This is a genomic window from Deinococcus koreensis (assembly GCF_002901445.1).
Taxonomy (GTDB): Bacteria; Deinococcota; Deinococci; order Deinococcales; family Deinococcaceae; genus Deinococcus; species Deinococcus koreensis.
Genome location: NZ_PPPD01000001.1, coordinates 886,623 through 911,994 on the forward strand (window position 1 = coordinate 886,623; position 25,372 = coordinate 911,994).

The window sequence follows — 25,372 nt, forward strand, 5'->3', positions numbered from 1 at the left end:
TGAAGGCAGATGGCTAGATTCCAGAGCCGTCTGCCTTCAACCTTCCGCCCTCCGCAGCGGCAGGTACTGCGGCAGCCACGCGCGCTCGCGGATCGCGGCCTCCAGCGCCTCGTCGTTCATGGAGCGGATCGAGCGCTGGGCGCACACACCATCGATGATGGCCTGGCGGGCCACGGCCACGGCGATCTGCACGCTGATCTCGCGCAGCTCACTGATGGGCGGGTAGACGTGGTCGGGGTGGCAGCGGCGGGTGTAGTCGGCCAGCGTCAGTGCGGCGGCCATGATCATGGCGTCGGTGATCTCGCGGGCGCGGGCGGTCACGGCGCCGAAGCCCAGGCCCGGAAAGATGAAGGCGTTGTTGCCCTGCCCGACCGGGTAGCGCTGCCCGGCGTACTCCACATCGGCAAACGGGCTGCCCGAGGCGATGATGGCGCCGCCCTGCGTCCACTCGATCAGGTCGGCGGGGCGGGCCTCGACGTGGCTGCTGGGGTTGCTCAGCGGAAAGATGATGGGCCGCGCGGTGTGCGCCAGCATGGCCTGCACGCTCTCCTGCCCGAACAGCCCCGGCACGCCCGTAAAGCCCAGCAGGGCGGTCGCGCGGGCGTTCACGATGACCTCGTGCAGCGTGGGATACTCGCCCGCATAGCTCCAGCCGGGCAACTGCTCCGGCGTGCGGGCGAAGGGCAACTGATGTTCCTCCAGGTCGGGCTGGCCGTGCATCAGCAGGCCGTGGCGATCCACGACGAAGATGTGCTGGCCCGCCTCCGGTGCGCCCAGACCCCGGAACAGCAGCCCCTGGAGGATGGCGCGCGCCACCCCGATACCGGCCGCCCCCGCGCCCACCACGACGAACACCTGATCCGTCAGGCGTTCCCCCTTCATGCCGCAGGCGCACCAGAGGCCCGCCAGGGCCATCGCGCCCGTGCCCTGGATGTCGTCGTTGAACGAGGGGATCACGCGGCGGTAGCGCTCCAGCACCCGGAAGGCGGTGCCGCGTGAGAAGTCCTCCCACTGCAGGATGGCCTTCGGGTAGCGGTGGGCGACCGCCTCGACGAAGGTGTCCAGAAACTCGTCGTACTCGGCGCCGCTCAGGCGGCGGTGATGGACGCCCAGGTACAGCGGGTCGTCGATCAGATCCTGGCGGTTGGTGCCCACGTCCAGCTCGACCGGCAGGGTCTTGTCGGGGCCGACCCCGCCCGCCGCCGTGTACAGCGACAGCTTGCCGATACTGATCGCCATGCCGCCGAAGCCCTGGTCGCCGAGGCCCAGGATGGCGCTGGAGTCGGTCGCCACGATCATCCGCACGTCGTTCACGGATACGTTCTCCAGCATCTCCTCGACCCGGCCGATGTCCTCGGTGCTGACCGCGAAGCCGCGCGGGTAGCGGTAGTTGCTGGAATAGGTCTTGACCGCCTCGCCCACCGTGGGTGTGTAGATGATGGGCAGCATCTCCTCGAGGTGGTCTTCCAGCACGCCGTAGAACAGCACCTCGTTGCGATCCTGCAGGGCGCGCAGGTATTCGTGCTTCTCCAGATCGGAGCCGCATTTCAGGTAGCGCAGGTAGGTGCGCTCCTTCTGCTCGTCGAAGGTGCTGACGTGCGGCGGGATCAGCCCCTCCAGGCCCAGTTCGCGGCGTTCCTTGCGGGTGAAGGCCGTGGTCTTGTTCAGCAGCGGGTTCTGCAGCAGCGCCAGGCCGCTGACCTGCACATCAATGACCCGCTGGCCGCGCTCGTCGCGGCAGACATCGTAATAGCGCGAGACGGGAGGAGTTCTGGGCATGACGCTCCAGCATAGCGGGGAGCGGCCAGGCGCAGCTGCAGACCGGCGGCCAGCGGTTCCGCCTTCAGCGGGCGCCGGCCCGGCGCCGCCGCCACGCCGTTCCGGCCACCAGCAGGGCGGCGAGCCCGGCTGCGGCGGCCACCACCGGCTGCGGCTGCGCGGCCAGATTCAGGACGGTCAGATTCTGCGCGGCCACGCCCCCCAGCCCCCACACCACGGCGGCGGGATAGGTCAGGGGCGCGCGGTGGCGGTTCACCCCCAGGTGCCGGATCACCACGCCCGCCAGCACCCCCGCCGCGCCCAGCATCAGCGCGGCCCAGGCCGGTTCGCTCAGCCCCAGCGGCGTCCGGATGCCGAGCTGGTAGAGGGTCGCGGCGGTGTTGGCGACCGTCGCCAGCGTGATGTAGCCCGCATACAGCCCCAGCGGCGCCACGACCAGCAGGCGGTCGCGCGGGGTCTCGGCCAGGGCCACCGCCCGCAGCAGGGCCACCAGCAGCGACCCGAACAGGGCGAAGATCATCGCCACCGTGCCCCAACTCAGCAGGGGCGGCGGAAACCCGGCCGCCAGCGCCCACAGCGCCGAAGCGCCGAACGCCAGCGCCGCCCACGGCCCGACCTGCCGGTGAAGCGGGCGCGCTCCCTGTCCCGGCCACGCCTGATAGGTGGCGTAGGCCAGGCTGCCCAGGTAGATCGGCCCCCAGATGGCGAAGGTGAAGGTGGCCGGGATCACCGGGGGGTCGCTGCTGCGGGCGTACAGGTCGGTGCCCGCCGTACTGCCCTGCACCTGCCAGACGATCGCCCCCACCTGCGCGGCCGCGAGCGCCAGCACGAGCAGTTGCCGGCCCCGGTCACGTCGGGGGTCGGGGGGAGCGGATGCGGACGCCATGAGCTGGGTCATACGAGCCTCCTGGAAGATAATTGAATCTGCGTTTAATTTAATCAGTCTCCGTTCGCAGACCGCATCAGGCGCCACAATGAGGCCGCGTGCCCGCACAGGGCGCCACCAGGAGTCCGTCATGACCAGTTCCCCCCGGCGGGGTCGCCCGCGCAAGACCGAGACGCCCGCCGATCTGGCGGCCCGCGCCCGCCGCGCCGCCGCCGAGCTGCTGGGCGAGCAGGGCTACACGGCGACCCGCATGGTGGACGTGGCCCGCCGGATCGGGGTGACCCCCGCCGCGCTGTACCACCACTACGCCTCCAAGGAGGCCCTGCTGGTGGCGCTGGTCGAGGAAACCCTGAGCGGCGAATACGCGGAGCTGCAGGCCCTGCCAATCAGCGACGCCCCCACGACGCTGCTGCGCCTGCTGGAACGTCAGCTGCAGCGTGGCGCGGCGCGGCACACGGCCCTGCGCGAGGCGCTGCGCTACCTGCCGCCCACCGCCCAGGCCCAGGTCGCCGACTTCTTCATCCAGCACCTCTACCGCTTCGTCCATGACACCCTGCAGCGGGGCGTGCAGGAGGGAACGCTGCGGTCTCACCACACGGAAATGGCCGCCTGGTCGTTCCTGAGCCTCGTGGGCGGGATCGGCGACCTGCCCCCGGAGGTGCAGGGCGCCCCGCAGGCCACGCTGGAACTGTTCCTGAACGGGGTGGCGCCCCGGTAGTGCGGCCTTAGCCCTGCGCCCCGACCCAACGCGCCCGCAGCTCCTCGAAATTCGCATCGATGCGCGCCTGGGGCAGCACCATCTGGGTGCTCGTGCCGGTGCCGATCTCGTCGCCCAGCGCGTTCATCGCCCGCATGGAAGCGAAGATGCGGCGGCCCTCCTGCCGTACGAAGGTCGCCGTGACGGTCACGCTCATGCCGGGCAGCGCCGAGGCCGTGTGGATCACCTCCACCTGGGTGCCGATGCCGCCCTCGCCGTCTTCCAGGAAGGGCAGGATGATCTTGCGCCCGGCTTCCTCGAAGTGCCGCGCCATCCAGTAGGTCGCGTAGACCTCATGCACCTTGCCCAGCTCGCCGAAATCGACGGTCATCTCCTCGGTGACGGTCACGCTGAGGGTCTGGGTGAAGCCGGCGGGGATGGGGCGCATGAACAGAGGCTAGCAACCTGGGGCGGCGGTCAGATACAGGTTCACCGTGGCCTGTGACACCTCTGCCAGACGGTGCCCTGCTGGTGCGCGATGGGAACTCGCTCAACTGGTGGCGAATGACGCCCTGAGGGCGGGCCCGTAGACTGCCCGGATGAGGCTGACTGCCAGCGACCTGTTCACCCTGATCCGCGAGGCGGCGCTGGCCTTCGGGCAAGACCGTGCGCCGCGGCTGGCGGCGGCCATCGCCTACTACGCCATGTTCAGCATCGCGCCGCTGCTGCTGTTCGCGGTGGCCATCGCCGGGCGCTTCCTGAGCAACGACGCCGTGACCGAGCAGCTGTTCGGCCCCGGCAGCCTGGTCGCGGAGAACCTGGGGCAGGGCGCCGCCGACTTCCTGCGGGGCCTGATTCCGAACGAGGCCTCCTTGCAGCAGGGCAGCGTCACCGCGACCGTGCTGGGCTTCGGGGCGCTGTTCCTGGGGGCCACCGGGCTCTTCGTGCAGCTTCAGGACGCACTGAACAGCCTCTGGGGCGCCGATCCGGCCCCGCAGCAGGGCGTGGTGAACATCATCCGCACGCGCGTCGTGTCGTTCCTGATGATCATCGCCATCGGGCTGCTGCTGTTCGTGTTCCTGGCGCTGAACACCTATCTGGCAGCCATCGCGCAGGGGCTGGGCGACCGGATCGGGGCGGGAGCCATCCTGGTGCGGCTGGGCACCTTCGTCCTGTCCACGCTGTTCCTGGCGCCGGTCTTCGCGGGCATCTACAAACTCCTGCCGGACGTGAAGCTGGAGTGGCGCGAGGTCTGGGTGGGCGGGCTGTTCACCGCCACGCTGTTCACGCTGGGGCAGCTCCTGATCGGCATCTACTTCGGCCGGGCCGCGCCGGGCAGCGTCTTCGGGGCCGCCGCCACGCTGGTGCTGCTGCTGCTGTGGATCTACTACTCGGCCATGATCTTCTTCTTCGGCGCGGAGGTGACCTGGGTGTATTCGCAGAAGTTCGGCACCCACGCGGGCGGCGCCGCCAACGTGGCGAAGAAGCGCGCGATGGCCGCCCAGGGCGCCGAGATCAGCACGGCGCCCAGTCCCCAGGAGCGGGCAGCCGCCGCACGGGCCAGCGGCCCGGTGCACGATTCGCGCGGGCGGGTGCTGGGGGTCAACGTGCCCCGGCTGCCCCGGGTGCTGCCCGCCGTGCCGCGCCACGGCGAGGGCCGGCTGCTGCCCTCAGTGCGCGGCGCCCTCTGGAACGCGCTGCTGGCGATCATGGCCGTGCCCGCCGTGATGGTGCTGCGGGTGCTGGGGCTGGCGGGGGGCAAGCGGCGTGAGTAGCCGGCGCTTCAGTCCAGCACCACCGGATAGCTCAGGGTGCCCTCGTAGATCGCCCGGCCCACGATGGCGCCCTGGATGCCCTCCTCCCGGAGCAGCCGCACGTCGTCCGTGTTCGCCACGCCGCCGCCCACGATCAGGGTGTTGAGCCAGAGCTGCCGTACCTGACGCATCAGCTCGCGGTTCAGGCCCTTTAACGTGCCGTCGCGGGTCACGTCGGTGAAGATCAGCGTTTCGAGGCCGGCGTCGGCGAGGCGGGGGGTCAGCTCGGCCACGTTCACGCCGCTGCCCTGCGCCCAGCCGTGGGTGGCGACCTCCAGGCCACGGGCATCCAGACTCACCACCACGCGCTCCGGGCCGTGCGCGGCGATCAGTTCAGGCACCAGTTCCGGCGACTTCACGGCGGCCGTGCCGATCACGACCCGGTGGACGCCCTGGCGCAGCAGTTCCTCGGCGCCCGCGCGGTCACGGACGCCGCCGCCGACCTCGACCGGCACGCCCAGCTCGCGGGAGATCTGGGCGATCACCCCGCGGTTCTCGCCCCGGCCGGTGGCGGCGTCCAGATCGACCAGATGCACCAGCCCGGCGCCCAGGGAGACCCAGTGCCGGGCCGCCTCCAGCGGGGACTCGAAGTACACGGTCTCCCGGTCGGGGTCGCCCTCGTAGAGCCGCACGGCGCGGCCGGACTGGATGTCCACGCAGGGGATGATCAGGGGAAGGGCCACGGAAGGGGCGGGCGCGCTCATGGCGTTCAGGATACGGGCCGGATCACGATGCCTGATCACAGTGCCGGATCAGACGGCAGGGGGCCGCCCGGCCCGGAGCGTTCCGGCTAAACTGCTCTCCAGCGTGCGGATCGGAATCGTTACAGCCACCTACCTGCCCTCGCGCAACGGCGTTGCGACGAGCACAGCGCTGTTCGCCCGCGGTCTGCGCGAGCGCGGCCACGACGTCCGCATCTTCGCCCCCCGCCACCCCCTGATGCCGGGGCACGAGGACGGCGTGTACCGCCTGAATTCCTCGTTCGCCGGCGCCCGCGCGCTGGGCGCCCCGGCCGACTATCCGGTCATGCTGGCGCCGGGGCCGCTCCTGACGGGGAGGCTGCCGCTGCGCGATCTGGACGTGCTGCACACCATGCACCCCTTCCTGGCCGGGCAACTGGCGCTCAAGTGGGGGCGCCTGGCCGGGGCGCCCGTGGTGTACACCGCGCATACCCAGTACGACCAGTACCTGCATTACGCGCCCATGCCCCCTTCCGTGGGCCGCGCCATCCTGCGCCCGCACATCTCCGCCTTCGCGCGGCGGGTGGACGCCGTGCTGGCGCCCGGTCAGGCGATGGTCGACATGCTGCGCGCCTACGGGTACGCGGGGGCAGTGCAGCTCTTCCCGAATCCGGTGGATCTGGCGGCCTTCCGTGCGGCGGGCGGCGACGCCTTCCGGGCCGAGTTCCACGTTCCAGCCGATGCCCCGCTGGTGATGTACCTGGGTCGCCTGGCCCCCGAGAAGAATCTGGACGTGATGATGCACGCCTTCAACGTGGCCCGCGCCAGCCGCCCCGAGCTGCGCCTGCTGGTGGTCGGCGACGGCCCCAGCCGCGCCCAGGCGCAGGCCCGGGCGCTGGAGGGCGTGACGTTTACTGGCCCCCTCCCCTACGCCCGTGTGCCCGAGGCCTTGAGCGCCGCCGACGTCTTCCTGACTGCCAGCACCTCCGAGGTGCTGCCCATGAGCATGATTGAGGCGCTGGCCGCCGGCACCCCCCTGGTCGCCGCCCGCAGCCCCGCCGCGCTCGATCTGATCCGCGAGGGCGTGAACGGCCTGATCCGCGACGCCACCCAGAGCGCCCTGGCCGACGGCCTGCTGGCCGCCCTGCACCGGGACGCGCTGGCCGGCCTGCAAGCCCGCGCCCGCGAGAGCGCCGCGCAGTACGACCTGGGCACCCTCGCCGGAAATCTGGAAGGGGTCTATCAGGCAGTCATGGGGCGGGGGCGCCGCCGCCCGGCCGGCTGACGGCGAAGAAGACGGCTTGGGTTCCCCCGGGCGAACCCGCTCGGCGCCGTTGAGGGTCTGGGGCCCAGCTCAGCGGCGCAGTCGCCGCAGCACGCCCGAGACTTCCGGCACCCTCAGGGCCAGCGCCCCGGCCAGGTAGGCCGCGAGCCCCGCGCCGCCCGCCACGCTCAGGCCGATCACGCCGGGCACGATGAAGCCGGGCGCCGGCATCAGGCGCGAGACCAGCCAGGCCACCCCCCCCGCCAGCACCGAGAGGGGCACCACCCGCAGCAGGTGCGTGGCGACCTCGCGGCCCGGAAAGCCCAGGGCGCGGCGGTAGAGCACGATCAGCGCCCCCGACATCAGCAGGCCACTCAGGGCCGTGCTGACACCGAAGCCCAGGAAGCCCAGCGGCGGCACCAGCAGGCGGTACAGCCCGACCTCCAGCACGAAGCCCAGGGCGCTGACCACCACGGCCTCCCGCGTGCGTTCACGGGCATAGAAGGTACGCAGCAGCACCGTGACGAGCGCCCAGGGCACCAGGGCCAGCGCCCAGCCGGTCAGGATGCCCGCGCCGGCCTCAAACTTCGTAGTGACCCCGAGGCCGCGCTGCAGGTTGAAGAGACTCACGGCCCAGGGGGCGAGCACCACCAGCAGGGCGCTCATGGGCGCGGCCAGGAAGGTCGTGGTGCGGATGGCCTGGGCGGTCAGGGCGCGGAAGGCGGCCCAGTCGCGGTCGGCGGCGTGCTGCGAGAAGCGCGGGAACATCGCCAGCACCGGCGAGACCACGAACAGGCCGTTGACCGTGGTGAACAGCGCCTCGGCGTTGCCGTAGCCGGTGGTCGTGCCTGTGGGAAACTGCGCGCCGTTGGTGAGCAGGCGGGTCACGTAGACGTTCAGGATCTGCCGCGCGCCGGCGGTCAGGGTGAACGGCGCCATCTGCACCAGCACGCGCCGCACTGCCGGGTGGGGGGTCAGGGCGGGCGTGGGCAGCAGGCCGTATCTCCGCAGCGCCGGCAGCTGCACCAGTAGCTGCGCGACCCCGCCGATCAGCCAGCCGAAGGCCAGCCAGGTCGCGGTGTCGGGCAGCAGCAGCAGCGCCACAATGCTGGCAAGGTTGAAGGCGACCGGGGCGAAGGAGCTTTCCCGGAAGTGCTCGTCGGCGTTCAGCAGGCCCATCGCCACCGCCGACAGGCTGATGAGCGTCAGGAAGGGCATGACGAGCTGGGTCATATAGACCGCCACCGCCCGGTCAATATTCGAGTCGGCGGCGGTCAGCAGTCCCACGATCCAGGGCGCCGCCAGGATGCCCAGCGCCATCAGGATCAGGTTGACCGCGATCAACACGCCTGAGAACGTCGCGGCCAGCTTGCGGCGTTCGGCCGCGTCCAGCGACTTGTAGACCGGGATGAACGAGTTGACCAGCGCGCCCTCGGCCAGCAGTTCGCGCAGCAGGTTGGGCACCTTGACCGCCACGTTGAAGGCGTCGGTGAGCGAAGTATCGAACAGGTTGATGATCTGCTGCCGGACGATGCCCGAGAGCCGCGAGCCCAGCGTGCCCGCCATGACGATCAGGGTGTTGACCCGCAGCGACCGCCGGGGCAGCGGCGAGGGCTGCGCGGGGCCCTGCGGCGGCGCGGCGGGATCGGGTTCGGCGGGCGGAACGGTCACGCGCCCAACTGTACTGTGCCGGCTGCCGGGTGGTGGCTGGCGGTCGCCCTGGGGCCTGGCCCCGCGCGACCGCTGAGGCCGTCAGCGTATGAGACACAAAAAACCCGCCTCCTGAGCGGGTTCCTGTCTTCTCTGGAGCCAGGGGTCGGACTTGAACCGACGACCTGCTGATTACGAATCAGCTGCTCTACCACTGAGCTACACTGGCCGGCCTGTGCAGGCTTGAAAAGTATATGGACGCCCCGGGGGGGTGTCAAGCTCGCCACATGCGCCCGGAATGAGCATGACGCCCTATCCTGGCCGCATGAATGCTGCTTTCGAGACCGTGTATGGCGCCGCCGAACCGCTGGACTGGCTGTGTCTGGCCCCCCACCCGGACGACGCCGAGATCGGAGCGGGCGGCACGCTGATCCGGCTGGCCCAGGCGGGGCGCGCGGTGGGCATTCTGGAACTGTCGCGCGGTGAGAAGGGCACCCAGGGCACGCCGGACATCCGCACCCAGGAGTGCGTGCGCTCGGCGCAGCTCATGGGGTTGAGCTGGCGGGGGCAACTGGGACTCATCGACGGGGAGATCGTGGACACGCCCAAGTCGGCGCACCGGCTGGCCGCGGCGCTGCGGGTTCTGCGGCCCCGGGTGCTGGTGGTGCCTCACTTCCAGGATCGCCACCCGGATCATTTCGGGGCCTACCATCTCAGCAAGCGCGCCGTGCATCTGGCACAGCTGCAGAAGGCCTACGTGGCCGGCGAGCCGCACCGGGTCTCGCGCGTGCTGCTCTACCAGGGCAACGCGGACATCACGCCCACGCTGCTGGTCGATGTCGAGGGCGTGCAGGAGGTCTGGGCCGCCGCCATCCTGGCCCACGAGAGCCAGTTCGCCGGCGCGGCCATCTCGGAGACGGTGACGCCGGAGATCGTGGAGCGCCGCCGCGCCCGCCAGAGCTACTGGGGCACCCTGGGGCGCGTGCGCTACGCCGAGGCCTTCGAGGTCGAGGACGCCCTGCTGGTCGACCCGGCCGCGCTGTAGGCGTTCCAGCGGGAGAGATTCAAGCGGGCACGGCCAGCAGGTCTTCGAGTTCGTCCGCGAGATCGAGGCCGTAGCGGTACGCGGCCTGCCCGCCCACCAGGCCCCCGCCGTACTTATCGCGGTAGGTGCCGGTCGGCCGGTCATAGGTCATCGCCTCGGCGCTGGCGTTGGTCTGCGGCAGGATGGTGCCCAGGATGGGCGGGGCGCCCTCGCCGGTGCCTGCGAAGGCGCGCTCCAGATCGCCCGGCAGCCGCGCCAGCCCCTGCCGGTGCTGGGTGCTGCTGGACTGGTACTTGGTGATGACCACCCCCAGACAGCGGATCGTCAGCGCGCGGGCCCGGCGGATCTCGGCGATGCGCCCGGCGATCTGCCCGATGCCGTAGGTGCTGAGCCGGTCGGGGATGGTCGGGATCAGGTAGTGGTCGCTGACCTCCAGCCCGTTCTGGGTGATGAAGCCCAGGTTGGGCGGACAGTCGATGAGGACGTGATCGTACCCGGCGAACCGGGGCGCGACGAACTTCCGCACGACCTCCATCGGGTTGACCGCGTAGAAGGAGCGGCTGGCGATGTCCTGCATCCGGTCTTGCACGTCGATCAGGCGGATGGAGCTGGGCAGCACGTCCACCCGGCCGTAGCGGGCGCCCTCGGGCAGCTGCTCGATCAGGCTCGCCGGCACCCGGTTGAGGTTGCTGGCGCCCTTGATGACCGCCCGGTTCACGTCGAAGACCTGGGTGCCGTTCACCTGATCGAGAAAGAGCTGCGCGAGGGTCTGCCCCTCCTCGTCGGCCTGCGCCCAGCGCTCCTCGCCGATCAGGGCCAGGGTCGCGTTGGTCTGTGGATCGAGGTCGAGCACGAGCACCCGGCGCTGCTTCATGAAAGCCAGCGTGTCGGCGAGCTGGACGGCCGTGGTGGTCTTGGCCACGCCACCCTTGAGGTTGATGAAACTGAGAACGGAGGGCATCGGGCCCCGTTCTAGCACCCGCACGCCTGCGCCCTGAACCCAGGTGCGCGGGGGGGCAGTCACCATTTCTTCAGGCAGCGGGGGCGGGCCTACAACTCCCGGAGTTTCGCCAGCACCACTTCCGGCCGCACGGTGTAGTCACCGGTCTTCGCCTCGACGTGCTGGAAGCGCACCACGCCAGACTTGTCGATCAGAAACACGGCCCGGCCGCTGATGCCCCGCTCGTCGATGGCGACCCCGTACTGGCGGGCGACCGCCAGGGTCATGTCGGCCAGCAGGGGCACCTCGATGCCGTATTCGGCGGCCCAGGCCTTGTGGGCGTGCACCGAGTCGCGGTTGATGCCCAGCACCGCCGCGCCGGCATCGGCGAAGTCGTCCTGGCGGCCGGAATACTCGGGCAGCTGCATGGAGCAGACCGGGCTGAAGTCCAGCGGGTAGAAGATCAGCACCACGTGCTGGTGGCCCCGGTACGAGCTGAGGGTGATGGTCTGCCCGGTCGAGGCCGGCAGGCTGAACTCGGGCGCGGTCTGTCCGACGAGACTCATGGGCCGAGTGTAGCGGCCGGGTCTGGCGGGAGACACTGGCCCGTCTGTGGCAGGGTTCATCAAACAGCACGGTGCGGGGTTCTCCCTGACGGGGCGATGAGCTCCCGCTCTGCGAGACCGCAAGAACTGTGCCCTTGAACCGCGTACCAGCTCACGGCCCCCCGGCTGGGCGGCGCGTAGGGTGAACCCATATCGTCCGCACCCTGTCTTCACGGACGTCCCAGGAGGAACCCCGTGGCTGACCCCACCGCCGACATCATGCCGCCAGACACCCTGATCGACCGCCCGCCCACCCCGGCCGGGCTACTCAGCAACCGGGAAAAAGACCGCCTGATCGAGCGCGGCTTCCTGGGGCTGTACCGCTGGTACACTGCCCGCAGCCAGGAAACGCGCAACTGGAACCCGGACAAGTCCTTCGACTGGCGGGCCATGAACAAGGCGCTGCCGCCGGAGATCATCACGGTGATCCAGGGCTTCTTCGCCGTGGAGCAGTACGCCCCCGACTTCACCTCCAACCTGATCCACCTCGTGCGCCGCAGCCACGGCCGCAGTCACTTCCAGATGCGCTGGGGCAGCGAGGAGGAAAAGCACGCCGACGCCTGGGAAAACGCCGTGCTGTTCAGCGGCCAGCGCAGCCCCCAATGGATCGCGGACTACAAGGATCGCCTGAAGTCCCAGACCTGGGAGCTGCCCTTCCCCGACGCCATTCACAACCTCGTGTACACCGTGTTCCAGGAGCGCGCCACCCAGCTCAACTACCTGAACATGATGAAAATCGCCCAGGGCAGGAGCGACAAGCCGCAGTTCCAGGGCGTGCAGGACGCCGTGCTGGCGAAGGTCGCCCAGACCATCGCGGTGGACGAGGCGGCGCACTACAACTTCTTCCTCGAAGGCGTGCGGATGTACCTGTACTATTACCCCGAGCAGACCCTGAAGGCCATCCAGAACGTGATCGGACAGTTCTCGATGCCCGCCGCCACGCTGATTCCAGACTGGCAGCAGTTTCAGGAGACCGTCTACCGCGCCGGCATCTACGGCCCGCGCGATTTCCAGCGCGACGTGATGCAGGTGGCCTTCCGTAACATGGGCATCGAGAGCCGCAAGGCCCTGGAACATGGCATCCGCAAGACCCGCGAGGTGCCCGATTTCGACGGCGGCAACTTCAAGACCACCGCCATCTGGGACACCTTCGACTACGGTCAGGTCGAGGGCGACGTCAAACGCCTGCACGTCAAGATCCAGGACTACGAGAAGGACATCGGCTTCGACCTCTACGACCCGACCGGCTTCGTGGAGAACCCCGAGATGCCGCGCCCGCAGGTGCAGGCGGCAGACGACTGAGCGCCGCGTATTCGAGCTACAGCCCTGGTGTCCGCCGGGGCTGTTGCTTTTGGCCTACCGACTCCCGACCCCTTACCCTGTTCCCCATGCGTGCCCTGGAGGTCTTTCTGGTCTTCCTGCGCCTGGGCCTGAGCAGTTTCGGCGGGCCGGTGGCGCATCTGGGGTACTTCCGCACGGAGTTCGTGGCCCGGCACGGCTGGCTCAGCGAGGACGGCTACGCCGACCTGGTGGCGCTGGCCCAGTTCCTGCCCGGCCCGGCCAGCAGCCAGACCGGCCTGGCGGTGGGGTTGTTGAGGGCCGGCTGGCCCGGCGCGCTGGCGGCCTGGCTGGGTTTCACGCTGCCCAGCGCGGCCCTGATGGTCGCCTTCGCCCTGGGGATCACGCGCATGGGCGAGGTGGGCGGCGCCGGCTGGCTGCTGGGCCTGAAGGTCGCGGCGGTCGCCGTGGTCGCGCAGGCGGTGGCGGGGATGTGGGGGCAACTGGTGACGGATCGCCTGCGGGCCGGGCTGGCGCTGGGCGTAGCGGCCGCGCTGGTGGTGTGGCCGGGGGCCGGCTGGCAGGTCGGAGCGCTGGTCGTGTGTGCGCTGGTGGGCTGGCGCTTCCTCCGCGGACAGGCGTCAGCCCAGGGACACCTTCCGGCCGTTCCGGTCTCCAGGCGCGTGGGGCTGGCGCTACTGACCGCCTGCGGAGCGCTGCTGCTCCTGCTGCCGCTGCTGGCGACGTACGGGCCGGGCTGGGCACTGCTGGACGCGACCTTCCGCGCGGGGGCGCTGGTGTTCGGGGGCGGGCATGTGGTTTTGCCCCTGCTGGAGGCCGGCTTCGTGCCGCGGTTTCTGGATCACGAGACCTTCGTGGCCGGCTACGGCGCGGCGAACGCGGTGCCGGGGCCGCTGTTCACCTTCGCCACCTACCTGGGCGCGGCGCAGGGAGCACTCTCCCCTGGTGCGGGCGCCCTGGTCGCCACCCTGGGCGTGTTCCTGCCCGGCGCGCTGCTGATGCTGGGGGCACTGCCCTTCTGGTCTGCCCTCTCGGCCCTGCCGGCGGCCGGCTCGGCGCTGGCGGGGCTGAACGCGGGGGTGGTGGGGCTGCTGCTCGCGGCGCTCTATGCCCCGGTGTTCACCGGAGGCGTGCGGGGGCCGCGCGAGTTCGCCCTGGCCCTGCTGGCCTACGCGGCCCTGAGTGCGCTGAAACTGCCTGCCTGGGCGGTGGTGCTAGGGTGCGCGGTCGCCGGGCAGCTCGCTCTCTAGACCGTAGATCGCCAGAAAGCGCTCCACGCGCCGCTCCAGCGTGGGCAGGGGCGCGACCTCGCCGCACACCCAGTCCGGGCGGTAGTTGCGGCACACGCCGGGGCGCGACTCGTAGATGCGGCACAGGCAGCCGAAATCCAGATGCACACAGGGCACGCCCAGGGGCTTGTTGAGGGCCGCGATATCGGGCGCCGCGCAGCACGCCCCGCAGGCGGTACAGCTCCGCACCAGCGTGGAGCGCGGGGCGTACTCGGGCGGGGCCTGAAAGGGGTCGCTGTGGCTCACCGACCGGCCTAGCGCAGCTCGGCCACGGCCCGCAGGAAGGCGTCGTTCTCGGCGGGCGTGCCGATGGCCACGCGCAGGCAGCCGGAGAGCAGGTGCAGCCTGTCCTGGCGGCGCACCACGATGCCGCGCGACAGGAAGTGCCGGTAGGCGCCGTCGGCGTCGGGCGTGCGGAGCAGGAAGAAGTTGGCCTGACTGGGCAGGGCCTGGCAGGTCGGGTGATCCCGCAGTGCCCCCAGTACCCGCCCGCGCTCGGTGATGGCCTCCTGCACCCGCGCCTGCACGTAGCCCGGCTGTTCCAGGGCGACTTCCAGCGCGGCCTGGGTGAGCGCATTCACGTTGAAGGCCGAGACCAGTTTCTGGATGTTGGCGGCCAGCCCCGCAGACGTGAGCGCGTAGCCGGCGCGCACGCCCGCCAGGCTCCAGGCCTTGGAGAACGTCCGCAGGCTCAGCACGTTGGGGCATTCGCGCACCAGCGGCCGGAAGTCCGAGGCGCTGTACTGGTGGTAGGCCTCGTCGAGCACGACCACCCACTCCGGGGCCGCCCCCACCAGCGCCCGCACGTCCCGCTCGGCGTCCAGGTGCCCGGTGGGCGCGTGCGGCTGGGTGATGTACAGCACGCCGGGGGGGCGCGAGCGCAGTTCGGCGGTGAGGGCCGCCACCGGCAGCGAGAAGTCGCCCTGCAGGGGCACCTGCACCAGATTCGCCCCCAGCAGCTGCGCTTCCAGGGTGTACACGCTGAAGGTGGGGTTCACGGTCAGCACGGTCTGGCCGATGCCCGCCAGTTCGGTGAGCAGCTTGATCAGCACGTTGCTGCCGGGGGTCACGACCACGCCGCGCTCGTCCCAGCCCTCATAGGCGGCGATGCGGCGGCGCAGCTCGTCGGCGTGCAGGTCGGGGTAGCGGTTCCAGGGGCGCAAGAGCAGCCGCTCGGCGGCCAGGGCCTTGAGCTCGGCCGGGAAGTCGTAGGGATTCTCGTTCTGGTCGAGCTTGATGGCGGCGTCGATGGGCGTGAAGGGATAGGCAGGCACCGCGCGAACCGCCGGGCGGATGCCGTCCGGGCTCTCCTGAAGGGTGGGCACAGAGGGGGCGTGGCTCATGGGCCCAGTTTTACCACCCGTTCCCGCACGGCACAGGGCGCCGGCCCACCCACTCCGAACGGGCGTTTGGTCGCGTGCTACCCTCCGCGTAGACGCCCCCGGCGTTCCCGCGACCATGACCGAGCGCCCCCCCGACCCCAGCAAACCCCGCCGCGAGCAGATCCTCGATTCGGCCAGCCGCCTGTTTTCCGAGCGCGGCTACCACGCGACCTCCATGCGTGATCTGGCCGGCGAGTTGGGGATGCAGGGCGGCAGCCTGTACGCGCACATCAGCGGCAAGGAAGAGCTGCTGATCGAGATCGTCAACCAGGCCTCGCGGCAGTTCGACGGGGCCCTGTTCAGCCTGCGGGACACCCCGCTGCCCGCCGATCAGAAACTGCGCGAGGCCATGCGCCGCCATATCCAGGTCGTGGCCGACAACATGGAGAGCGCGACCGTGTTCTTCCACGAATGGAAGCACCTCTCGCCCGGCGCCTACGCCCGCGTGACCGGCTGGCGCGACTCCATCGACGCCTTCTACCGCGAGCTGATGGTGCAGGGGATGAAGGAGGGCGTGTTCCGGGCCGACCTCGACCCCAAGATGAGCGCGTATCTGGTGCTCTCGGCCGTGAACTGGGCCTACACCTGGTATCGCCCCGGCGGCGCCCTGAGTTCCCGCGACGTGGCCGACAGCTTCGCCGACATGCTGCTCAGCGGCCTGAGGAATCCGATATGAAGGTGCTGCTATGAGTAACCCCACCGTCACCGTCCGGATTCGCGAGGCCCTGCAGTACGCGCAGGGCCGCGCCGCCCGCCTGGAGCGCACCCAGCAACTGGAGATCGGCGCCGATCTGTTCATCCGCATCGCGCCCGGTGGGCGGCGCTTCCTGCTGTTCAGCCTGGAGGGCGAGCCCGAGAGGAGCGCCGCCGTGGCCATCGCCGCCGCGCTGGGTTTGAAGAATCCCCAGTACGGCTGGCATCAGGGCGAGACCCTGCGCTCGCTGACCGTAATTGAGGAGGGCGCCGAGGTGCCCGTGCCAGAGCGCAGGGCCGAGGCGGGCGACGACGAATCGGCGGATTCGGCCCGGGTCGAGCGCTGAGCCGGACAGCGCGAGCATCAAAACCCTTGTGATCCGACAGCAGAGGAGGATTTTCCGTTGCGCTGGGGCAACAGCGAAACTTCCGGGATGGTGTGCGAGATGGCGCTACGTAAACCCCTCTGCTTCGCAGCTCTCCGAGTCCCCTTAGAAGAGAGGCAAGGAAAAGCCCGACTGGTACGCTTTTCCTGGCTCCCTTCTAAGGGGAGCTGGCTGTGAAGCAGACTGGCTGGTACAGCTCCGCAGGAGAGGGGTCGCCTTGCCGCCCACTCCTCAGAGCGCCCACTCAACTTCGCGGTCGCCGTTCCTACAGGCCGGGAGAGATGTTTCGCCTCGCTCAACATCACACGCCATCGTGACGAGCCCTGTCCTCAACTCCCGTCCCACACAACTAAAAAGGAGGGTCGCCCACCTACGCGGGCCACCCTCCTCCAGCACCTGCTTACGCCTGGGCGCTGCTGCCCTCGAAGACGGTCTTGAACTTCTGCAGGTCTTCGGCGATCTGCTGGCTGGGCTCCTCGCCGAACAGCTTGGCCACGGCGGCGCCCAGCGGGCCGGCGGGCGGCCGGTACGAGAGGGCCACGTGGATGCGCGTGTGGCCGCCCGGCAGTTCCTCGAACTGCACGCTGCCGGCGTTATCCACGGTGGCGCCGGGGAGCGAGTGCCAGCCGATGCGCTGGCCGGGCTTGTCGTTCACGATCTCGGCTTCCCACTCGACGTGCGTGCCCAGCGGCGCCTTGGCCACCCAGCGGCTGCGCTTGTCGTCCAGGGTGGTCACGCTTTCCAGGTGGCTCATGATCTGCGGCAGGTTCTCCAGCTTGCGCCAGTAGTCGTAGACCTGCTGCGGGGAACGCTCGACCACCACGCTGTGCTCGACGAAGATCGGCTTGGAGGCGGTCGAGTTGCCGCTCAGCCCGGCGGCGGCCATCACCGGATCGTTCCCGGTGGCGGCGCGGTAGGCCAGGTAGCCCCCCACGGCGGCCATGCCGATCCCCAGCACCCCACGCTTGCGAAGACCCATCAGCAGCAGAGCGCCGCCTGCGGCCCCCGTCATCATTCGAGTCTGATCCATTCCAGTCTGGTTGGTCATGCTTGATCCTCCGTAAAGGGCAGTGTAGACGCGCCGTCAGTGGGACATGTGAAGCCTTGCCCAACTTCACATAAACGCGGGTCGGACGCGGCCCGGCTCACTCAGGGCCGGTGTCCTGCACGTGCTGGCGCTCGATCTCCTCGGTGGCGGCGCGATCGGCCGGGGTGGCCGGGCCACCCTGCATATTGGGATCGAGGTTGGTGTTCACGCCGTGTGTGGAGGCGTCGCCGCCGCCGTGTGTGTCCATCGTTTCCGGCGTGCTGACGCCCGTGCCCTGCTCCGTGGTCTGCGGTTTCTCCTGTCCCATTGCCGAGTCCTCCCCTGTGCTGCCGGATGGCGGTGCTAGGTGCCCTGCGTTCATGCTGAGGCCAGCCGGGGCGCCCCGAGTGTGGAGCAGGTCAACCCCCCCTCACGTGGGAACTGGCTCACATGGGAAATGAGCGGGGACGGATACAGAGCTTCCGATCAGTGGGTGAAAAGGTGATGGATCGACAATTCGGCCATCCACTCCACCCTCCGTTCACCTTGAAGGTGCTTACATAGAGGTTCCCCATGCGCATTCCACTGGCCGCCCTGTGCCTGACGCTCCTGTTTCCCGCCCAAACCGCCCAGGCCAGTTCCAGTCGGCCCAGCGCCAGTCAGCCCAGCACCAGCCGGCCCAGCCCGTTCCAGAGCTTCGTGGGCCGTTGGGCAGGAAACCTCGAATATCAGGACTACGGCGCCGACCGGCGGGTAAAAATTCCCGTGCAACTGACGATCACAGCCAGCGGCACCGACAGCGCCCGCTGGCTCTTCAGCTACGACGATTTCGGCACGACCGTGAGCAGCGACGAGACGCACCGCTGGGCCACCGGCACCTACACCGTGAAGACTGCCGGGCAGCCCACCACGCAGACCTTCAGGAGCACGACCTTCGCGGCCCTCGCCAGACCGGGTGGACAGGCCACGCTGCTGGGCAGCGAGCTGGAAAACGGCGTGAAGGTCGAGGTTCGCCGCACGCTGCGCCTGGGTGCGAGAACGCTGGTGACCCTGACCGAGACGCGCCAGCCGGGCGGAGACTTCCGCTTCCGCAACCAGAGCAGCTACACGCGCAAGTAGAGCCGCCCCGTCTGTTCCCTCCGCTGGGACACCAGCCACCGCCATGCTCTAGGCTCAGGCCATGCGCCCGGCCGCTCCCTCCCCTGCTCCTGCCCCTGCGGCGCCCCAGACCGGCCGACTGGACGCCCTCTCGCTGGGGGCGATCCTGGTCACCATCGTGTTCTGGGCCTCGGCCTTCGCGGGCATCCGCGCCGGGCTGGAGGCCTTCACGCCCGGCCACCTCACGCTGTACCGCTTCGGGGTCGCGGCGCTGGCGCTGGGGCTGTACGCGCTGGTGGCCCGCATTCCGCTGCCACCCAGGGACGTGCTGGCGCGCATCGCGCTGCTCAGCTTCTCGGGGATCACGCTGTACCACGTCTGCCTGAACTACGGCGAACTCAGCGTGCCTGCCGGCACCGCCAGCCTGATCATCGCGGCGGGGCCGGTGATCACGGCGCTGCTCGCCACGCGCTTCGGCGGCGAGCGCCTGAACGCGCTGGGCTGGCTGGGCACGCTGGTCAGCCTGGGCGGCGTCACCCTGATCGTGCTGGGCAGCGGCGAGGGCCTAAGCTTCACGCGCGGGGCGCTGCTGATCCTGGCGGCGGCCCTGTTCACCTCGCTGTACTTCGTGTTCCAGAAACCGCTGCTGAAGACCATGAACCCGCTGCACTTCACGGTCTGGTCGCTGATCCTGGGCACCGTGCCCATGCTGGTGTTCCTGCCGGGTTTCGTGGGTCAGCTGCGCGCCGCGCCGCTGGAGGCGCATCTGGCCGTGATCTACATTGGTCTGTTCCCGGCGGCACTGGCCTACCTGACCTGGACCTTCGCACTCTCGCGGGTGGGGGCCAGCACGACCACCTCGTTCCTGTACGTCTCGCCGGTCTTCGCCATTCTCATCGCCTGGGTCTGGCTGGGCGAGGTTCCCAGGCTGGTCACGCTGCTGGGCGGCGCGGTGGCGATCGCCGGGGTGGTGCTGGTGAACACCCTGGGCCGCCCGAAGGCCCCGGTGAAGGCGTGACCGAGGGAACACCTGGGGGCACGCCCCCCATCCAGCTGCAGGACGTGACCCTGCGCCTGGGCGGCGAGACCATTCTGGACGGCGTGACGCTGGACGTGGAGCGCGGCGAGTTCCTGGCCCTGATCGGCCCCTCGGGCGGGGGCAAGAGCACGCTGCTGCGGGTGATCTCGGGGCTGCTCCGTCCCGAGAAGGGCCGCGTGGTGGTGCAGTCCGCCCCAGCGCTGGTCTTTCAGGACTACCGCCTGCTGCCCTGGCGCACGGCGCTGCGCAACGTGCAGCTTCCGGCCGATCTGGGCGCGGGCGGCGGCCTGGAGGCGCACGAGGCGCTGCATCTGGTCGGTATGGACGGTTACGCGGACTACTACCCGGCGCAGCTCTCGGGCGGGATGCGCGCGCGGGTGGCGCTGGCCCGCGCGCTGGCCCAGAGCGGCGACGTGCTGCTGCTCGACGAACCCTTCGCGGCGCTGGACGCCCTGGTGCGCGAGCGCTTCAACGCCGAACTGCTCAAGGTTCATCAGAAGACCGGGCGCACCACCGTGCTGGTCACGCACTCCATCCGCGAGGCGGTCTGGCTGGCCGACCGGGTGGCGGTGCTGCGCGGCGGCCGGATCGTGGAGGTACTGGACACCCGCGGCGAGGGCCGGGTCAGCGCCTACACCGACGGCCTGGAGCGGCACCTGCGGGCCGTGCTGGGCGCCGGCGACTCGACCCGCATCCGAACCGAGGCGCCCGAACGCTTCGGCTGGTCGCGCCTGCTGCCGCTGCTGGCGATCGCGCTGGGGCTGCTGCTCTGGCAGCTCACCGCCGCGCGGGTGGACGACCGGCTGGTCTTCCCCTCGCCGGCCGACGTCTGGGCGAGCTACGTGACACACGCGCCCACGCTCTGGCGGGCCTTCGGGATCACCACCGGCACGGCGCTGCTGGGCGCGCTGACCGGGGGGCTGGTCGGCCTGCTGCTGGGCTACCCGATCGCCAAATCGCGCACGCTGGAGCGCTTCCTGAGCCCCTTCATCGTCGCCTCGCAGAGTACGCCCATCGTGATCCTGGCGCCGTTGCTGGTGCTGGTGCTGGGCTTCGGGCTGTGGCCCGCCGTGGTCGTGTCGTCGCTCAGCGCCCTGTATCCGCTGCTGGTCGCCACGATGGTCGGCGTGCGCGAGGTCGACCGGGCCTACCACGAGGTCTTCAGCTCGCTGCGGGCCACCTTCTGGCAGCGCCTGACCCACCTGGAGCTGCCCGGCGCCCTGCCGGTGCTGCTGGGCGGCCTGCGCCTGTCGGTCAGCCTCGCGACCATCGGGGCGGTGGTGTGGGAGTTCACCGATTCCAACCAGCAGGGGCTGGGCTTCCAGGTGCAGCGGGCCGGCTACAACTACGAAAAACCGCTGCAGTACGCCGCCATCGCCCTGCTGGTGCTGTTCGGGGTGCTCACCTACACGGTCATCACGACCCTGGAACGGCGGGTCATGCGTAGGCGTGGACGCTGAACGCGGCTTCTCCCCCACGCTAGGCTGGCCCCCATGAACAGGCCGACTGCGTGCGTGGGCGCGCTCGTGTGGGGAACGGACGGACGGGTGCTGCTGGTCCGCACGACCAAGTGGCGCGGGCTGTGGGGCGTGCCGGGCGGCAAGGTCGAGTGGGGCGAGACCCTCCTGGCCGCCGTGCAGCGCGAATTCCGCGAGGAGGTCGGCCTGGAGCTGCATGACGTGCTGTACGCGCAGACCCAGGAATCGGTGCTCTCGCCTGAGTTCCACGCAGAAGCTCACCTGCTGCTGGTCGACTTCTTCGCCTCCACGACCGGGCACACGGTCACGCCCAACGAGGAGATTGAGGAGTGGGCCTGGGTCTCGCTGCAGGAGGCGCTGGACTACCCGCTGAACACCATCACCCGCACGCTGGTGGAGCTGGCCGTGCAGCGGGAGCGCGCATGACTTCGGGGCGCGGCACGGCCCTGGTCACGGGCGCGGCGCGGGGCATCGGGCGGGCGCTGGCGGTGGCGCTGGCCCAGGAGGGCTACCACGTCGCCGTCCATTACCGCTCCAGCGAGGCCGATGCCCAGGAGACCGCCCGACTCTGCCGCGAGGCTGGCGTTCAGGCGGTCGTGCTGCCCGCCGACGTGACCGTGCCGGCCCAGGCCCGGCAGCTCGTCCGGGACGCCCACGCAGCCTTTGCGGACTCGCCGCTGGCCGTGCTGGTGAACAACGTCGGCAATTACGTGCACCGGCCGCTGCTGGACACCACGGACGCCGAGTGGGCCGACATGCTGGGCAGCAACCTGACTTCCACCTTCGCCACCTGCCAGGAGGCGGCGGGGCTGATGAAGGCGGCGGGCTTCGGGCGGATCGTGAACCTGGGCTACGCCGGGGCCCGCAACGTGCTGGCGCGACCGGGGATCGTGCCCTACGTGATCGCCAAGGCGGGCGTGCTGCACCTGTCGCGCTCGCTGGCGGTGGCGCTGGCGGGCACGGGGGTGAGCGTGAACGTGGTCTCCCCCGGCGTGATCGAGACCAGCGTCAGCCAGCCGCTGCGCGAGATCCCGGCCGGACGGCTGGGCACGGTGCAGGAGCTGGTGGACGGCGCCCTGTACTTCGTGCGGGCCAGCGACTACGTGACCGGCCAGGAACTGGAGATCGCCGGCGGCTGGAACCTGTAGACCTGTAGATCAGGAAGCCGAGACCGTGAGATTCAGGGTGGAGCGGGACTGCCGGGGCAGAGGCAGATCGGCGCTGCGGTAGAGCAGCCTGCCCGCGCTGTCCACGATGCGGCAGCGCACCACGTAACGGCGCCCGCTGCTCAGGCGGCCGGCGCTGAAATAGAGCTGGTACGGCGTGCTCAGGCGGCTGGTGCCGAATTCCGCGCTGGCGAGGCTGCCCGACCCCCCGACCTCCTCCACCGTGACCCGGATCCGGCTGCCGGCGGGCAGGCGCTGGCCTTCCTGGCCCGTGCCGATGCGCCCGCGCAGTTCGTACATGCCGGCGGGAACAGCTTCCCAGGTGTATTCCGAAGGGCCGGAGCGGGCTGGGGCGCTGGCAGGCGGCGACGGCGTCAGCGTGACCTGCCCGATGCGGGTCTGGGCAGACGCGGGAAGCAGAGACAGGACGAGCAGGGGGAGCAGAACAGTAACAAATTTCACACTCCTATCCTGCCCCGCTTTCCTGATCCCCGTGTGAAGTGGCCCGCGACCCGCGTAGACAGGCCGGGCGGTGGGCGAAGATGGGGTGTGTCCACGTCCATCCTGCCGCTGACCCACCACGACGACGCCCTGCTTCACCTCGCCCGCGACCCGGTGATGGCCTTGGTCACCGCGCAGGTGGGCCCGCTGCCGGTGCTGGCGCCCACGCCCGACCCCTTCGGCACGCTGGTGCGCTCGGTGAACGGGCAGCAGCTCTCGGTGAAGGCCGCCGCCTCCATCCACGCCCGGCTGGTGGCCCACCTGGGCGAGGTCACGGCGCCGGCCCTGCTGGCCGCGCCGGGCGAGGAACTGCGCGCGCTGGGCCTGTCGTGGGCGAAGGTTCGTACCGTCAAGGCCATCGCCGAGGCCGCTCAGACCGGCGCGGTGGATTTCGCCCACCTGTCCACACTGGACGACGAGGAGATCATCCGCGAGCTGCTGCCGCTGCCCGGCATCGGCCGCTGGACGGCCGAGATGTTCCTGATGTTCGCCCTAGCCCGCCCCGACGTGTTCAGCATGGGCGACCTGGCCCTGCGGCAGGGGCTGGCGCGCCTGTACCCGGACACGCCGGGCGCCGAGGTGCTGGCCGGCTGGGCGCCCTACCGCACCCTGGCCGCCCGCTATGTCTGGGCCGACTACACGCGGCTGCAGTCGGGCCAGAAGTCTGGGGGCGCGCCGCTGTAGGAGGGGCGATCAGTCCTCGGGCGCCTTCTCCTGCGCGGCCTGCCACGCCTCGTACCCGATCCGGTCGACCGTGAAGGTGCCCCGCGTGGTCGTGTAGCCGCCCCGGCCCCCCATGCGGCCGATCAGGTCGAGCGCCGCCGTGTCCACGTGATGCTTCCCGGCGTCCTGCACGGCGTCCGAGCGCAGGGTCAGGCCCAGCACCTCGCCCAGGATGATGCGGGTGCGGCCGATCAGCACGGTCTGGACGTGGCGGCATTCCAGGGCGGCGGGGCTGGCGGCCACGCGCGGCGTCCGAACCTGGATGCCGGGCACGAGCGCGATGTCCAGCGTCTCCGGCTCGCCCAGGTGCCGTGGGAAGTCGGTGGCGGTGGCGTTCATGGTGGCCGCCAGCGCCGCGCTGACCAGATTCACGGTGAATTCGCCGCCGGAAGCCACGTTCAGCGCGGTGTCCTTGGGCGTGCCGTCGGCGCGGTCGCCGGGCGCGAAGGCCACCACGGGCGGGTCGGAGCCCAGCAGGTTGAAGAACGAGTACGGGGCGAGATTAACCGTGCCCGTCTCCGACACCGTGCTCACCCAGGCGATCGGGCGGGGCACGACGCTGGCGGTGAGCAGCTTGTAGCGCGCGGCCTGCGGAAGCGCCGTCAGGTCGAAATACGTGGACTCGGGAGCCGTGGAGTCGGGAGCGGGGATGAACTCCGGGGGGTTGGTCATGGCTCAGCCTAGCGGGGTTCCGCCCTATTCGAGCCGCTGCACCTTCAATCTCCAGTGCCCGGCCTCCAGTTCGCGCCAGGCGACCAGCACGCCCCCCGGCCCGGCCGCCAGACTGGCGTGGTCGGTGTCGGCGCGGGGGTCGGCGTTGAGTGGCCCGCCCAGCGGCAGCCAGCGGCCGGCCTCCCAGCGGGCGGCGTGCACCCCTCGCGCCCCGTCGGGCCCCTGGTTCCAGGCCACCACCGCCCGGCCCTGTGGATCGAAGCCCAGCGACGCCGAGGACGCCAGCTGTCCCGGCACGCTGACCGGCCCGCCCAGCCGCTGCCACGTCTGCCCGTTCCAGCGTGAGACATACAGGACGTCCAGGCCGTTCAGGTCTTCGAGCCACGCCACGACCGGGCGCTCGGCCGGGTCGACCCTTAATCTGGGCAGGAAGATGAAGGTGCGGGGATTCACGTTCAGCCTCCCGCCCACGGTCTGCCAGCGCACGCCGTCCCAGACGCGCACCCACAGGTCGGACTGGGTGGTCGCGCCCTCCACGTAGGCGACCATGACCCGTCCGCCCACCGCCGCCACAGAGGGCATGAAGGCCGGGCGCCGGAGGTCAAGGTTGAGGTACGGCGTGGCCTGCCAGCCGCTCCCCGTCCACCGCCGCAGGGAGACCACGCTGGGGTAACGCCGCGAGCCCGTACCGATGTCGGTCCAGCCCACCAGCGGCCGGTTGTCCGGCGAGGCCGCGAAGGAGCGCGAGCGGCCGGCGTCCGAGAGGTTGCGGCGCAGGGCATAGGGCGTGGGGCTCGTCCAGGCCCCCCCCTGCCAGTTGGACATCAGGTACGAGTCGATGTGCGCCAGACCGCTGCCCTCCTCCCAGGCCAGCCAGACCGAGCCGTCGGCGCCCGGATGCACCGTGGGCTTGGCGGCGTTGAAGGGCGCGTTCTCGTTGACCACGCCGCCCAGGGGCTCCCAGGCCAGTCCCCGGAGCCGCGCGGCGTGGAGCTGTTCGGCGGGGTGCCCACCGGCGCGGTTCGTCCGCTCGACCCAGGCCACCACGGCGTTCCCCCGGCCGTCCGTGCCCGCCGCGACCGCCAGCACGGGGTCAGGGCCCGTGGGAGAGCTCAGGCCGGGAGCACCGCCGGCCTCGCCGGCCGGGAGGAGCAGGGAACCGAACAGGGTGAGGGCCAGCCAGTGGGCGCGGTTACGCATGGTTCCTCCATGTCTGGTCATTCTGAGCCGGCAGACCACGGCTGGCAACGGTCAGACCA

28 protein-coding genes and 1 tRNA gene are annotated in these 25,372 nt (G+C 70.4%); 14 read left to right on the forward strand and 15 right to left on the reverse strand.

The features are described 5' to 3' along the window. Window positions 1-36: 36 nt before the first annotated feature. Window positions 37-1,779: an NAD-dependent malic enzyme gene (locus CVO96_RS04160; RefSeq protein ID WP_103310651.1), complete on the reverse strand. Its 1,743-nt coding sequence runs from the start codon at window positions 1,777-1,779 to the stop codon at window positions 37-39. 64 nt (window positions 1,780-1,843) lie between these two features. Next, complete coding sequence (locus tag CVO96_RS04165) at window positions 1,844-2,677, reverse strand: hypothetical protein (protein WP_165795200.1); 834 nt, start codon at window positions 2,675-2,677, stop codon at window positions 1,844-1,846. A 118-nt stretch (window positions 2,678-2,795) separates the two neighbouring features. Between CVO96_RS04165 and CVO96_RS04170 the strand changes: the two genes are divergently transcribed. After that, complete coding sequence (locus CVO96_RS04170; protein ID WP_165795201.1) at window positions 2,796-3,383, forward strand: TetR/AcrR family transcriptional regulator; 588 nt, start codon at window positions 2,796-2,798, stop codon at window positions 3,381-3,383. Between the two features lie 7 nt (window positions 3,384-3,390). Here the strand turns inward: CVO96_RS04170 and CVO96_RS04175 are convergent, their stop codons facing one another. Then, complete coding sequence (locus CVO96_RS04175; RefSeq protein ID WP_103310657.1) at window positions 3,391-3,810, reverse strand: thioesterase family protein; 420 nt, start codon at window positions 3,808-3,810, stop codon at window positions 3,391-3,393. Window positions 3,811-3,961: 151 nt separating this feature from the next. Here CVO96_RS04175 and CVO96_RS04180 point away from each other — a divergent pair, with 151 nt between their 5' ends. Further along, window positions 3,962-5,137: a YihY/virulence factor BrkB family protein gene (locus CVO96_RS04180; RefSeq protein ID WP_103310659.1), complete on the forward strand. Its 1,176-nt coding sequence runs from the start codon at window positions 3,962-3,964 to the stop codon at window positions 5,135-5,137. An 8-nt stretch (window positions 5,138-5,145) separates the two neighbouring features. Here the strand turns inward: CVO96_RS04180 and hisA are convergent, their stop codons facing one another. Beyond that, entirely contained in the window at window positions 5,146-5,880 is a 735-nt protein-coding gene (gene hisA, locus CVO96_RS04185; protein WP_103310661.1) for a 1-(5-phosphoribosyl)-5-[(5-phosphoribosylamino)methylideneamino]imidazole-4-carboxamide isomerase, read from the reverse strand. Between the two features lie 103 nt (window positions 5,881-5,983). Between hisA and CVO96_RS04190 the strand changes: the two genes are divergently transcribed. Beyond that, window positions 5,984-7,141 carry a glycosyltransferase gene (locus CVO96_RS04190; RefSeq protein WP_103310663.1) on the forward strand — a complete coding sequence of 386 codons (1,158 nt, stop codon included), beginning with the start codon at window positions 5,984-5,986 and terminating at the stop codon, window positions 7,139-7,141. Between the two features lie 69 nt (window positions 7,142-7,210). Here CVO96_RS04190 and murJ read toward each other — a convergent pair whose 3' ends face one another. Continuing rightward, a complete protein-coding gene (gene murJ / locus CVO96_RS04195) occupies window positions 7,211-8,791 on the reverse strand; it encodes a murein biosynthesis integral membrane protein MurJ (RefSeq protein ID WP_103310665.1) in 1,581 nt (526 codons plus the stop codon). 133 nt (window positions 8,792-8,924) lie between these two features. Next, a tRNA-Thr gene (locus CVO96_RS04200) sits at window positions 8,925-8,999 on the reverse strand. Window positions 9,000-9,095: 96 nt separating this feature from the next. Between CVO96_RS04200 and bshB1 the strand changes: the two genes are divergently transcribed. After that, window positions 9,096-9,815 (forward strand): bacillithiol biosynthesis deacetylase BshB1, encoded by a 720-nt coding sequence (gene bshB1 / locus CVO96_RS04205; protein WP_103313291.1) that lies wholly within the window; start codon window positions 9,096-9,098, stop codon window positions 9,813-9,815. Window positions 9,816-9,834: 19 nt separating this feature from the next. Here bshB1 and CVO96_RS04210 read toward each other — a convergent pair whose 3' ends face one another. Next, window positions 9,835-10,776, reverse strand: coding sequence for a ParA family protein (locus tag CVO96_RS04210; RefSeq protein WP_103310667.1), 942 nt, complete (start codon window positions 10,774-10,776; stop codon window positions 9,835-9,837). Between the two features lie 89 nt (window positions 10,777-10,865). After that, the gene (locus CVO96_RS04215) at window positions 10,866-11,321 is read right to left on the reverse strand and encodes a peroxiredoxin (RefSeq protein WP_103310669.1); all 456 of its coding nucleotides are present in this window, start codon (window positions 11,319-11,321) and stop codon (window positions 10,866-10,868) included. 258 nt (window positions 11,322-11,579) lie between these two features. On the opposite strand from CVO96_RS04215, the gene CVO96_RS04220 reads away from it, so the two are divergent. Together CVO96_RS04220 and chrA are read left to right on the forward strand one after the other, a co-directional pair. Then, window positions 11,580-12,662 (forward strand): acyl-ACP desaturase, encoded by a 1,083-nt coding sequence (locus tag CVO96_RS04220; RefSeq protein WP_103313292.1) that lies wholly within the window; start codon window positions 11,580-11,582, stop codon window positions 12,660-12,662. Window positions 12,663-12,748: 86 nt separating this feature from the next. After that, window positions 12,749-13,909: a chromate efflux transporter gene (gene chrA, locus CVO96_RS04225; protein ID WP_103310671.1), complete on the forward strand. Its 1,161-nt coding sequence runs from the start codon at window positions 12,749-12,751 to the stop codon at window positions 13,907-13,909. Here the strand turns inward: chrA and CVO96_RS04230 are convergent. After that, a complete protein-coding gene (locus CVO96_RS04230) occupies window positions 13,874-14,194 on the reverse strand; it encodes a CxxCxxCC domain-containing protein (RefSeq protein ID WP_103310674.1) in 321 nt (106 codons plus the stop codon). The genes chrA and CVO96_RS04230 overlap by 36 nt on opposite strands. A gap of 8 nt (window positions 14,195-14,202) precedes the next feature. After that, window positions 14,203-15,291, reverse strand: a complete 1,089-nt coding sequence (locus CVO96_RS04235; RefSeq protein ID WP_103310677.1) for a pyridoxal phosphate-dependent aminotransferase — start codon at window positions 15,289-15,291, stop codon at window positions 14,203-14,205. A gap of 115 nt (window positions 15,292-15,406) precedes the next feature. Here CVO96_RS04235 and CVO96_RS04240 point away from each other — a divergent pair, with 115 nt between their 5' ends. Together CVO96_RS04240 and CVO96_RS04245 are read left to right on the forward strand one after the other, a co-directional pair. Next, window positions 15,407-16,006 (forward strand): TetR/AcrR family transcriptional regulator, encoded by a 600-nt coding sequence (locus CVO96_RS04240; protein WP_103310680.1) that lies wholly within the window; start codon window positions 15,407-15,409, stop codon window positions 16,004-16,006. Window positions 16,007-16,016: 10 nt separating this feature from the next. Next, window positions 16,017-16,370 carry a hypothetical protein gene (locus CVO96_RS04245; protein ID WP_103310683.1) on the forward strand — a complete coding sequence of 118 codons (354 nt, stop codon included), beginning with the start codon at window positions 16,017-16,019 and terminating at the stop codon, window positions 16,368-16,370. 439 nt (window positions 16,371-16,809) lie between these two features. On the opposite strand, the gene CVO96_RS04250 is transcribed toward CVO96_RS04245, so the two are convergent. Both CVO96_RS04250 and CVO96_RS04255 read right to left on the reverse strand, forming a co-directional pair. Beyond that, window positions 16,810-17,457, reverse strand: coding sequence for an SRPBCC family protein (locus CVO96_RS04250; protein ID WP_103310686.1), 648 nt, complete (start codon window positions 17,455-17,457; stop codon window positions 16,810-16,812). Window positions 17,458-17,554: 97 nt separating this feature from the next. Next, window positions 17,555-17,764 (reverse strand): hypothetical protein, encoded by a 210-nt coding sequence (locus tag CVO96_RS04255; RefSeq protein ID WP_103310688.1) that lies wholly within the window; start codon window positions 17,762-17,764, stop codon window positions 17,555-17,557. Window positions 17,765-18,009: 245 nt separating this feature from the next. Here CVO96_RS04255 and CVO96_RS04260 point away from each other — a divergent pair, with 245 nt between their 5' ends. The 5 genes from CVO96_RS04260 (at window position 18,010) to tmpR (ending at window position 22,199) form a co-directional block, all read left to right on the forward strand. Further along, entirely contained in the window at window positions 18,010-18,555 is a 546-nt protein-coding gene (locus CVO96_RS04260) for a hypothetical protein (RefSeq protein ID WP_103310691.1), read from the forward strand. Window positions 18,556-18,616: 61 nt separating this feature from the next. Continuing rightward, window positions 18,617-19,552 carry a DMT family transporter gene (locus CVO96_RS04265; RefSeq protein ID WP_103310693.1) on the forward strand — a complete coding sequence of 312 codons (936 nt, stop codon included), beginning with the start codon at window positions 18,617-18,619 and terminating at the stop codon, window positions 19,550-19,552. Further along, window positions 19,549-21,033 carry an ABC transporter permease subunit gene (locus CVO96_RS04270; RefSeq protein ID WP_103310696.1) on the forward strand — a complete coding sequence of 495 codons (1,485 nt, stop codon included), beginning with the start codon at window positions 19,549-19,551 and terminating at the stop codon, window positions 21,031-21,033. Before CVO96_RS04265 ends, CVO96_RS04270 begins: the two co-directional genes overlap by 4 nt. A gap of 33 nt (window positions 21,034-21,066) precedes the next feature. Then, window positions 21,067-21,477: an NUDIX domain-containing protein gene (locus CVO96_RS04275; RefSeq protein ID WP_103310700.1), complete on the forward strand. Its 411-nt coding sequence runs from the start codon at window positions 21,067-21,069 to the stop codon at window positions 21,475-21,477. Further along, entirely contained in the window at window positions 21,474-22,199 is a 726-nt protein-coding gene (gene tmpR, locus CVO96_RS04280; protein ID WP_103310703.1) for a bifunctional dihydropteridine reductase/dihydrofolate reductase TmpR, read from the forward strand. The genes CVO96_RS04275 and tmpR overlap by 4 nt, the downstream gene beginning before the upstream one ends. Window positions 22,200-22,208: 9 nt before the next feature. Here the strand turns inward: tmpR and CVO96_RS04285 are convergent, their stop codons facing one another. Then, window positions 22,209-22,679, reverse strand: coding sequence for a hypothetical protein (locus tag CVO96_RS04285; RefSeq protein WP_133161735.1), 471 nt, complete (start codon window positions 22,677-22,679; stop codon window positions 22,209-22,211). A gap of 87 nt (window positions 22,680-22,766) precedes the next feature. Here CVO96_RS04285 and CVO96_RS04290 point away from each other — a divergent pair, with 87 nt between their 5' ends. Then, complete coding sequence (locus CVO96_RS04290) at window positions 22,767-23,402, forward strand: DNA-3-methyladenine glycosylase family protein (protein WP_341476163.1); 636 nt, start codon at window positions 22,767-22,769, stop codon at window positions 23,400-23,402. A 9-nt stretch (window positions 23,403-23,411) separates the two neighbouring features. On the opposite strand, the gene CVO96_RS04295 is transcribed toward CVO96_RS04290, so the two are convergent. Further along, a complete protein-coding gene (locus tag CVO96_RS04295) occupies window positions 23,412-24,113 on the reverse strand; it encodes a flavin reductase family protein (RefSeq protein WP_103310707.1) in 702 nt (233 codons plus the stop codon). Window positions 24,114-24,137: 24 nt separating this feature from the next. Next, window positions 24,138-25,313 (reverse strand): hypothetical protein, encoded by a 1,176-nt coding sequence (locus tag CVO96_RS04300; RefSeq protein WP_103310710.1) that lies wholly within the window; start codon window positions 25,311-25,313, stop codon window positions 24,138-24,140. Window positions 25,314-25,372: the final 59 nt, after the last annotated feature.

Excerpts from the sequence above, each read along its gene's own strand:
- CVO96_RS04160 (WP_103310651.1), bottom strand. The coding sequence starts at position 1,779 with ATGCCCAGAACTCCTCCCGTCTCGCGCTATTACGATGTCTGCCGCGAC.
- CVO96_RS04165 (WP_165795200.1), bottom strand. The coding sequence starts at position 2,677 with ATGACCCAGCTCATGGCGTCCGCATCCGCTCCCCCCGACCCCCGACGT.
- CVO96_RS04170 (WP_165795201.1), top strand. The coding sequence starts at position 2,796 with ATGACCAGTTCCCCCCGGCGGGGTCGCCCGCGCAAGACCGAGACGCCC.
- CVO96_RS04175 (WP_103310657.1), bottom strand. The coding sequence starts at position 3,810 with ATGCGCCCCATCCCCGCCGGCTTCACCCAGACCCTCAGCGTGACCGTC.
- CVO96_RS04180 (WP_103310659.1), top strand. The coding sequence starts at position 3,962 with ATGAGGCTGACTGCCAGCGACCTGTTCACCCTGATCCGCGAGGCGGCG.
- hisA (WP_103310661.1), bottom strand. The coding sequence starts at position 5,880 with ATGAGCGCGCCCGCCCCTTCCGTGGCCCTTCCCCTGATCATCCCCTGC.
- bshB1 (WP_103313291.1), top strand. The coding sequence starts at position 9,096 with ATGAATGCTGCTTTCGAGACCGTGTATGGCGCCGCCGAACCGCTGGAC.
- CVO96_RS04210 (WP_103310667.1), bottom strand. The coding sequence starts at position 10,776 with ATGCCCTCCGTTCTCAGTTTCATCAACCTCAAGGGTGGCGTGGCCAAG.
- CVO96_RS04215 (WP_103310669.1), bottom strand. The coding sequence starts at position 11,321 with ATGAGTCTCGTCGGACAGACCGCGCCCGAGTTCAGCCTGCCGGCCTCG.
- CVO96_RS04220 (WP_103313292.1), top strand. The coding sequence starts at position 11,580 with ATGCCGCCAGACACCCTGATCGACCGCCCGCCCACCCCGGCCGGGCTA.
- chrA (WP_103310671.1), top strand. The coding sequence starts at position 12,749 with ATGCGTGCCCTGGAGGTCTTTCTGGTCTTCCTGCGCCTGGGCCTGAGC.
- CVO96_RS04235 (WP_103310677.1), bottom strand. The coding sequence starts at position 15,291 with ATGAGCCACGCCCCCTCTGTGCCCACCCTTCAGGAGAGCCCGGACGGC.
- CVO96_RS04240 (WP_103310680.1), top strand. The coding sequence starts at position 15,407 with ATGACCGAGCGCCCCCCCGACCCCAGCAAACCCCGCCGCGAGCAGATC.
- CVO96_RS04245 (WP_103310683.1), top strand. The coding sequence starts at position 16,017 with ATGAGTAACCCCACCGTCACCGTCCGGATTCGCGAGGCCCTGCAGTAC.
- CVO96_RS04250 (WP_103310686.1), bottom strand. The coding sequence starts at position 17,457 with ATGACCAACCAGACTGGAATGGATCAGACTCGAATGATGACGGGGGCC.
- CVO96_RS04255 (WP_103310688.1), bottom strand. The coding sequence starts at position 17,764 with ATGGGACAGGAGAAACCGCAGACCACGGAGCAGGGCACGGGCGTCAGC.
- CVO96_RS04260 (WP_103310691.1), top strand. The coding sequence starts at position 18,010 with ATGCGCATTCCACTGGCCGCCCTGTGCCTGACGCTCCTGTTTCCCGCC.
- CVO96_RS04265 (WP_103310693.1), top strand. The coding sequence starts at position 18,617 with ATGCGCCCGGCCGCTCCCTCCCCTGCTCCTGCCCCTGCGGCGCCCCAG.
- CVO96_RS04275 (WP_103310700.1), top strand. The coding sequence starts at position 21,067 with ATGAACAGGCCGACTGCGTGCGTGGGCGCGCTCGTGTGGGGAACGGAC.
- tmpR (WP_103310703.1), top strand. The coding sequence starts at position 21,474 with ATGACTTCGGGGCGCGGCACGGCCCTGGTCACGGGCGCGGCGCGGGGC.
- CVO96_RS04295 (WP_103310707.1), bottom strand. The coding sequence starts at position 24,113 with ATGACCAACCCCCCGGAGTTCATCCCCGCTCCCGACTCCACGGCTCCC.
- CVO96_RS04300 (WP_103310710.1), bottom strand. The coding sequence starts at position 25,313 with ATGCGTAACCGCGCCCACTGGCTGGCCCTCACCCTGTTCGGTTCCCTG.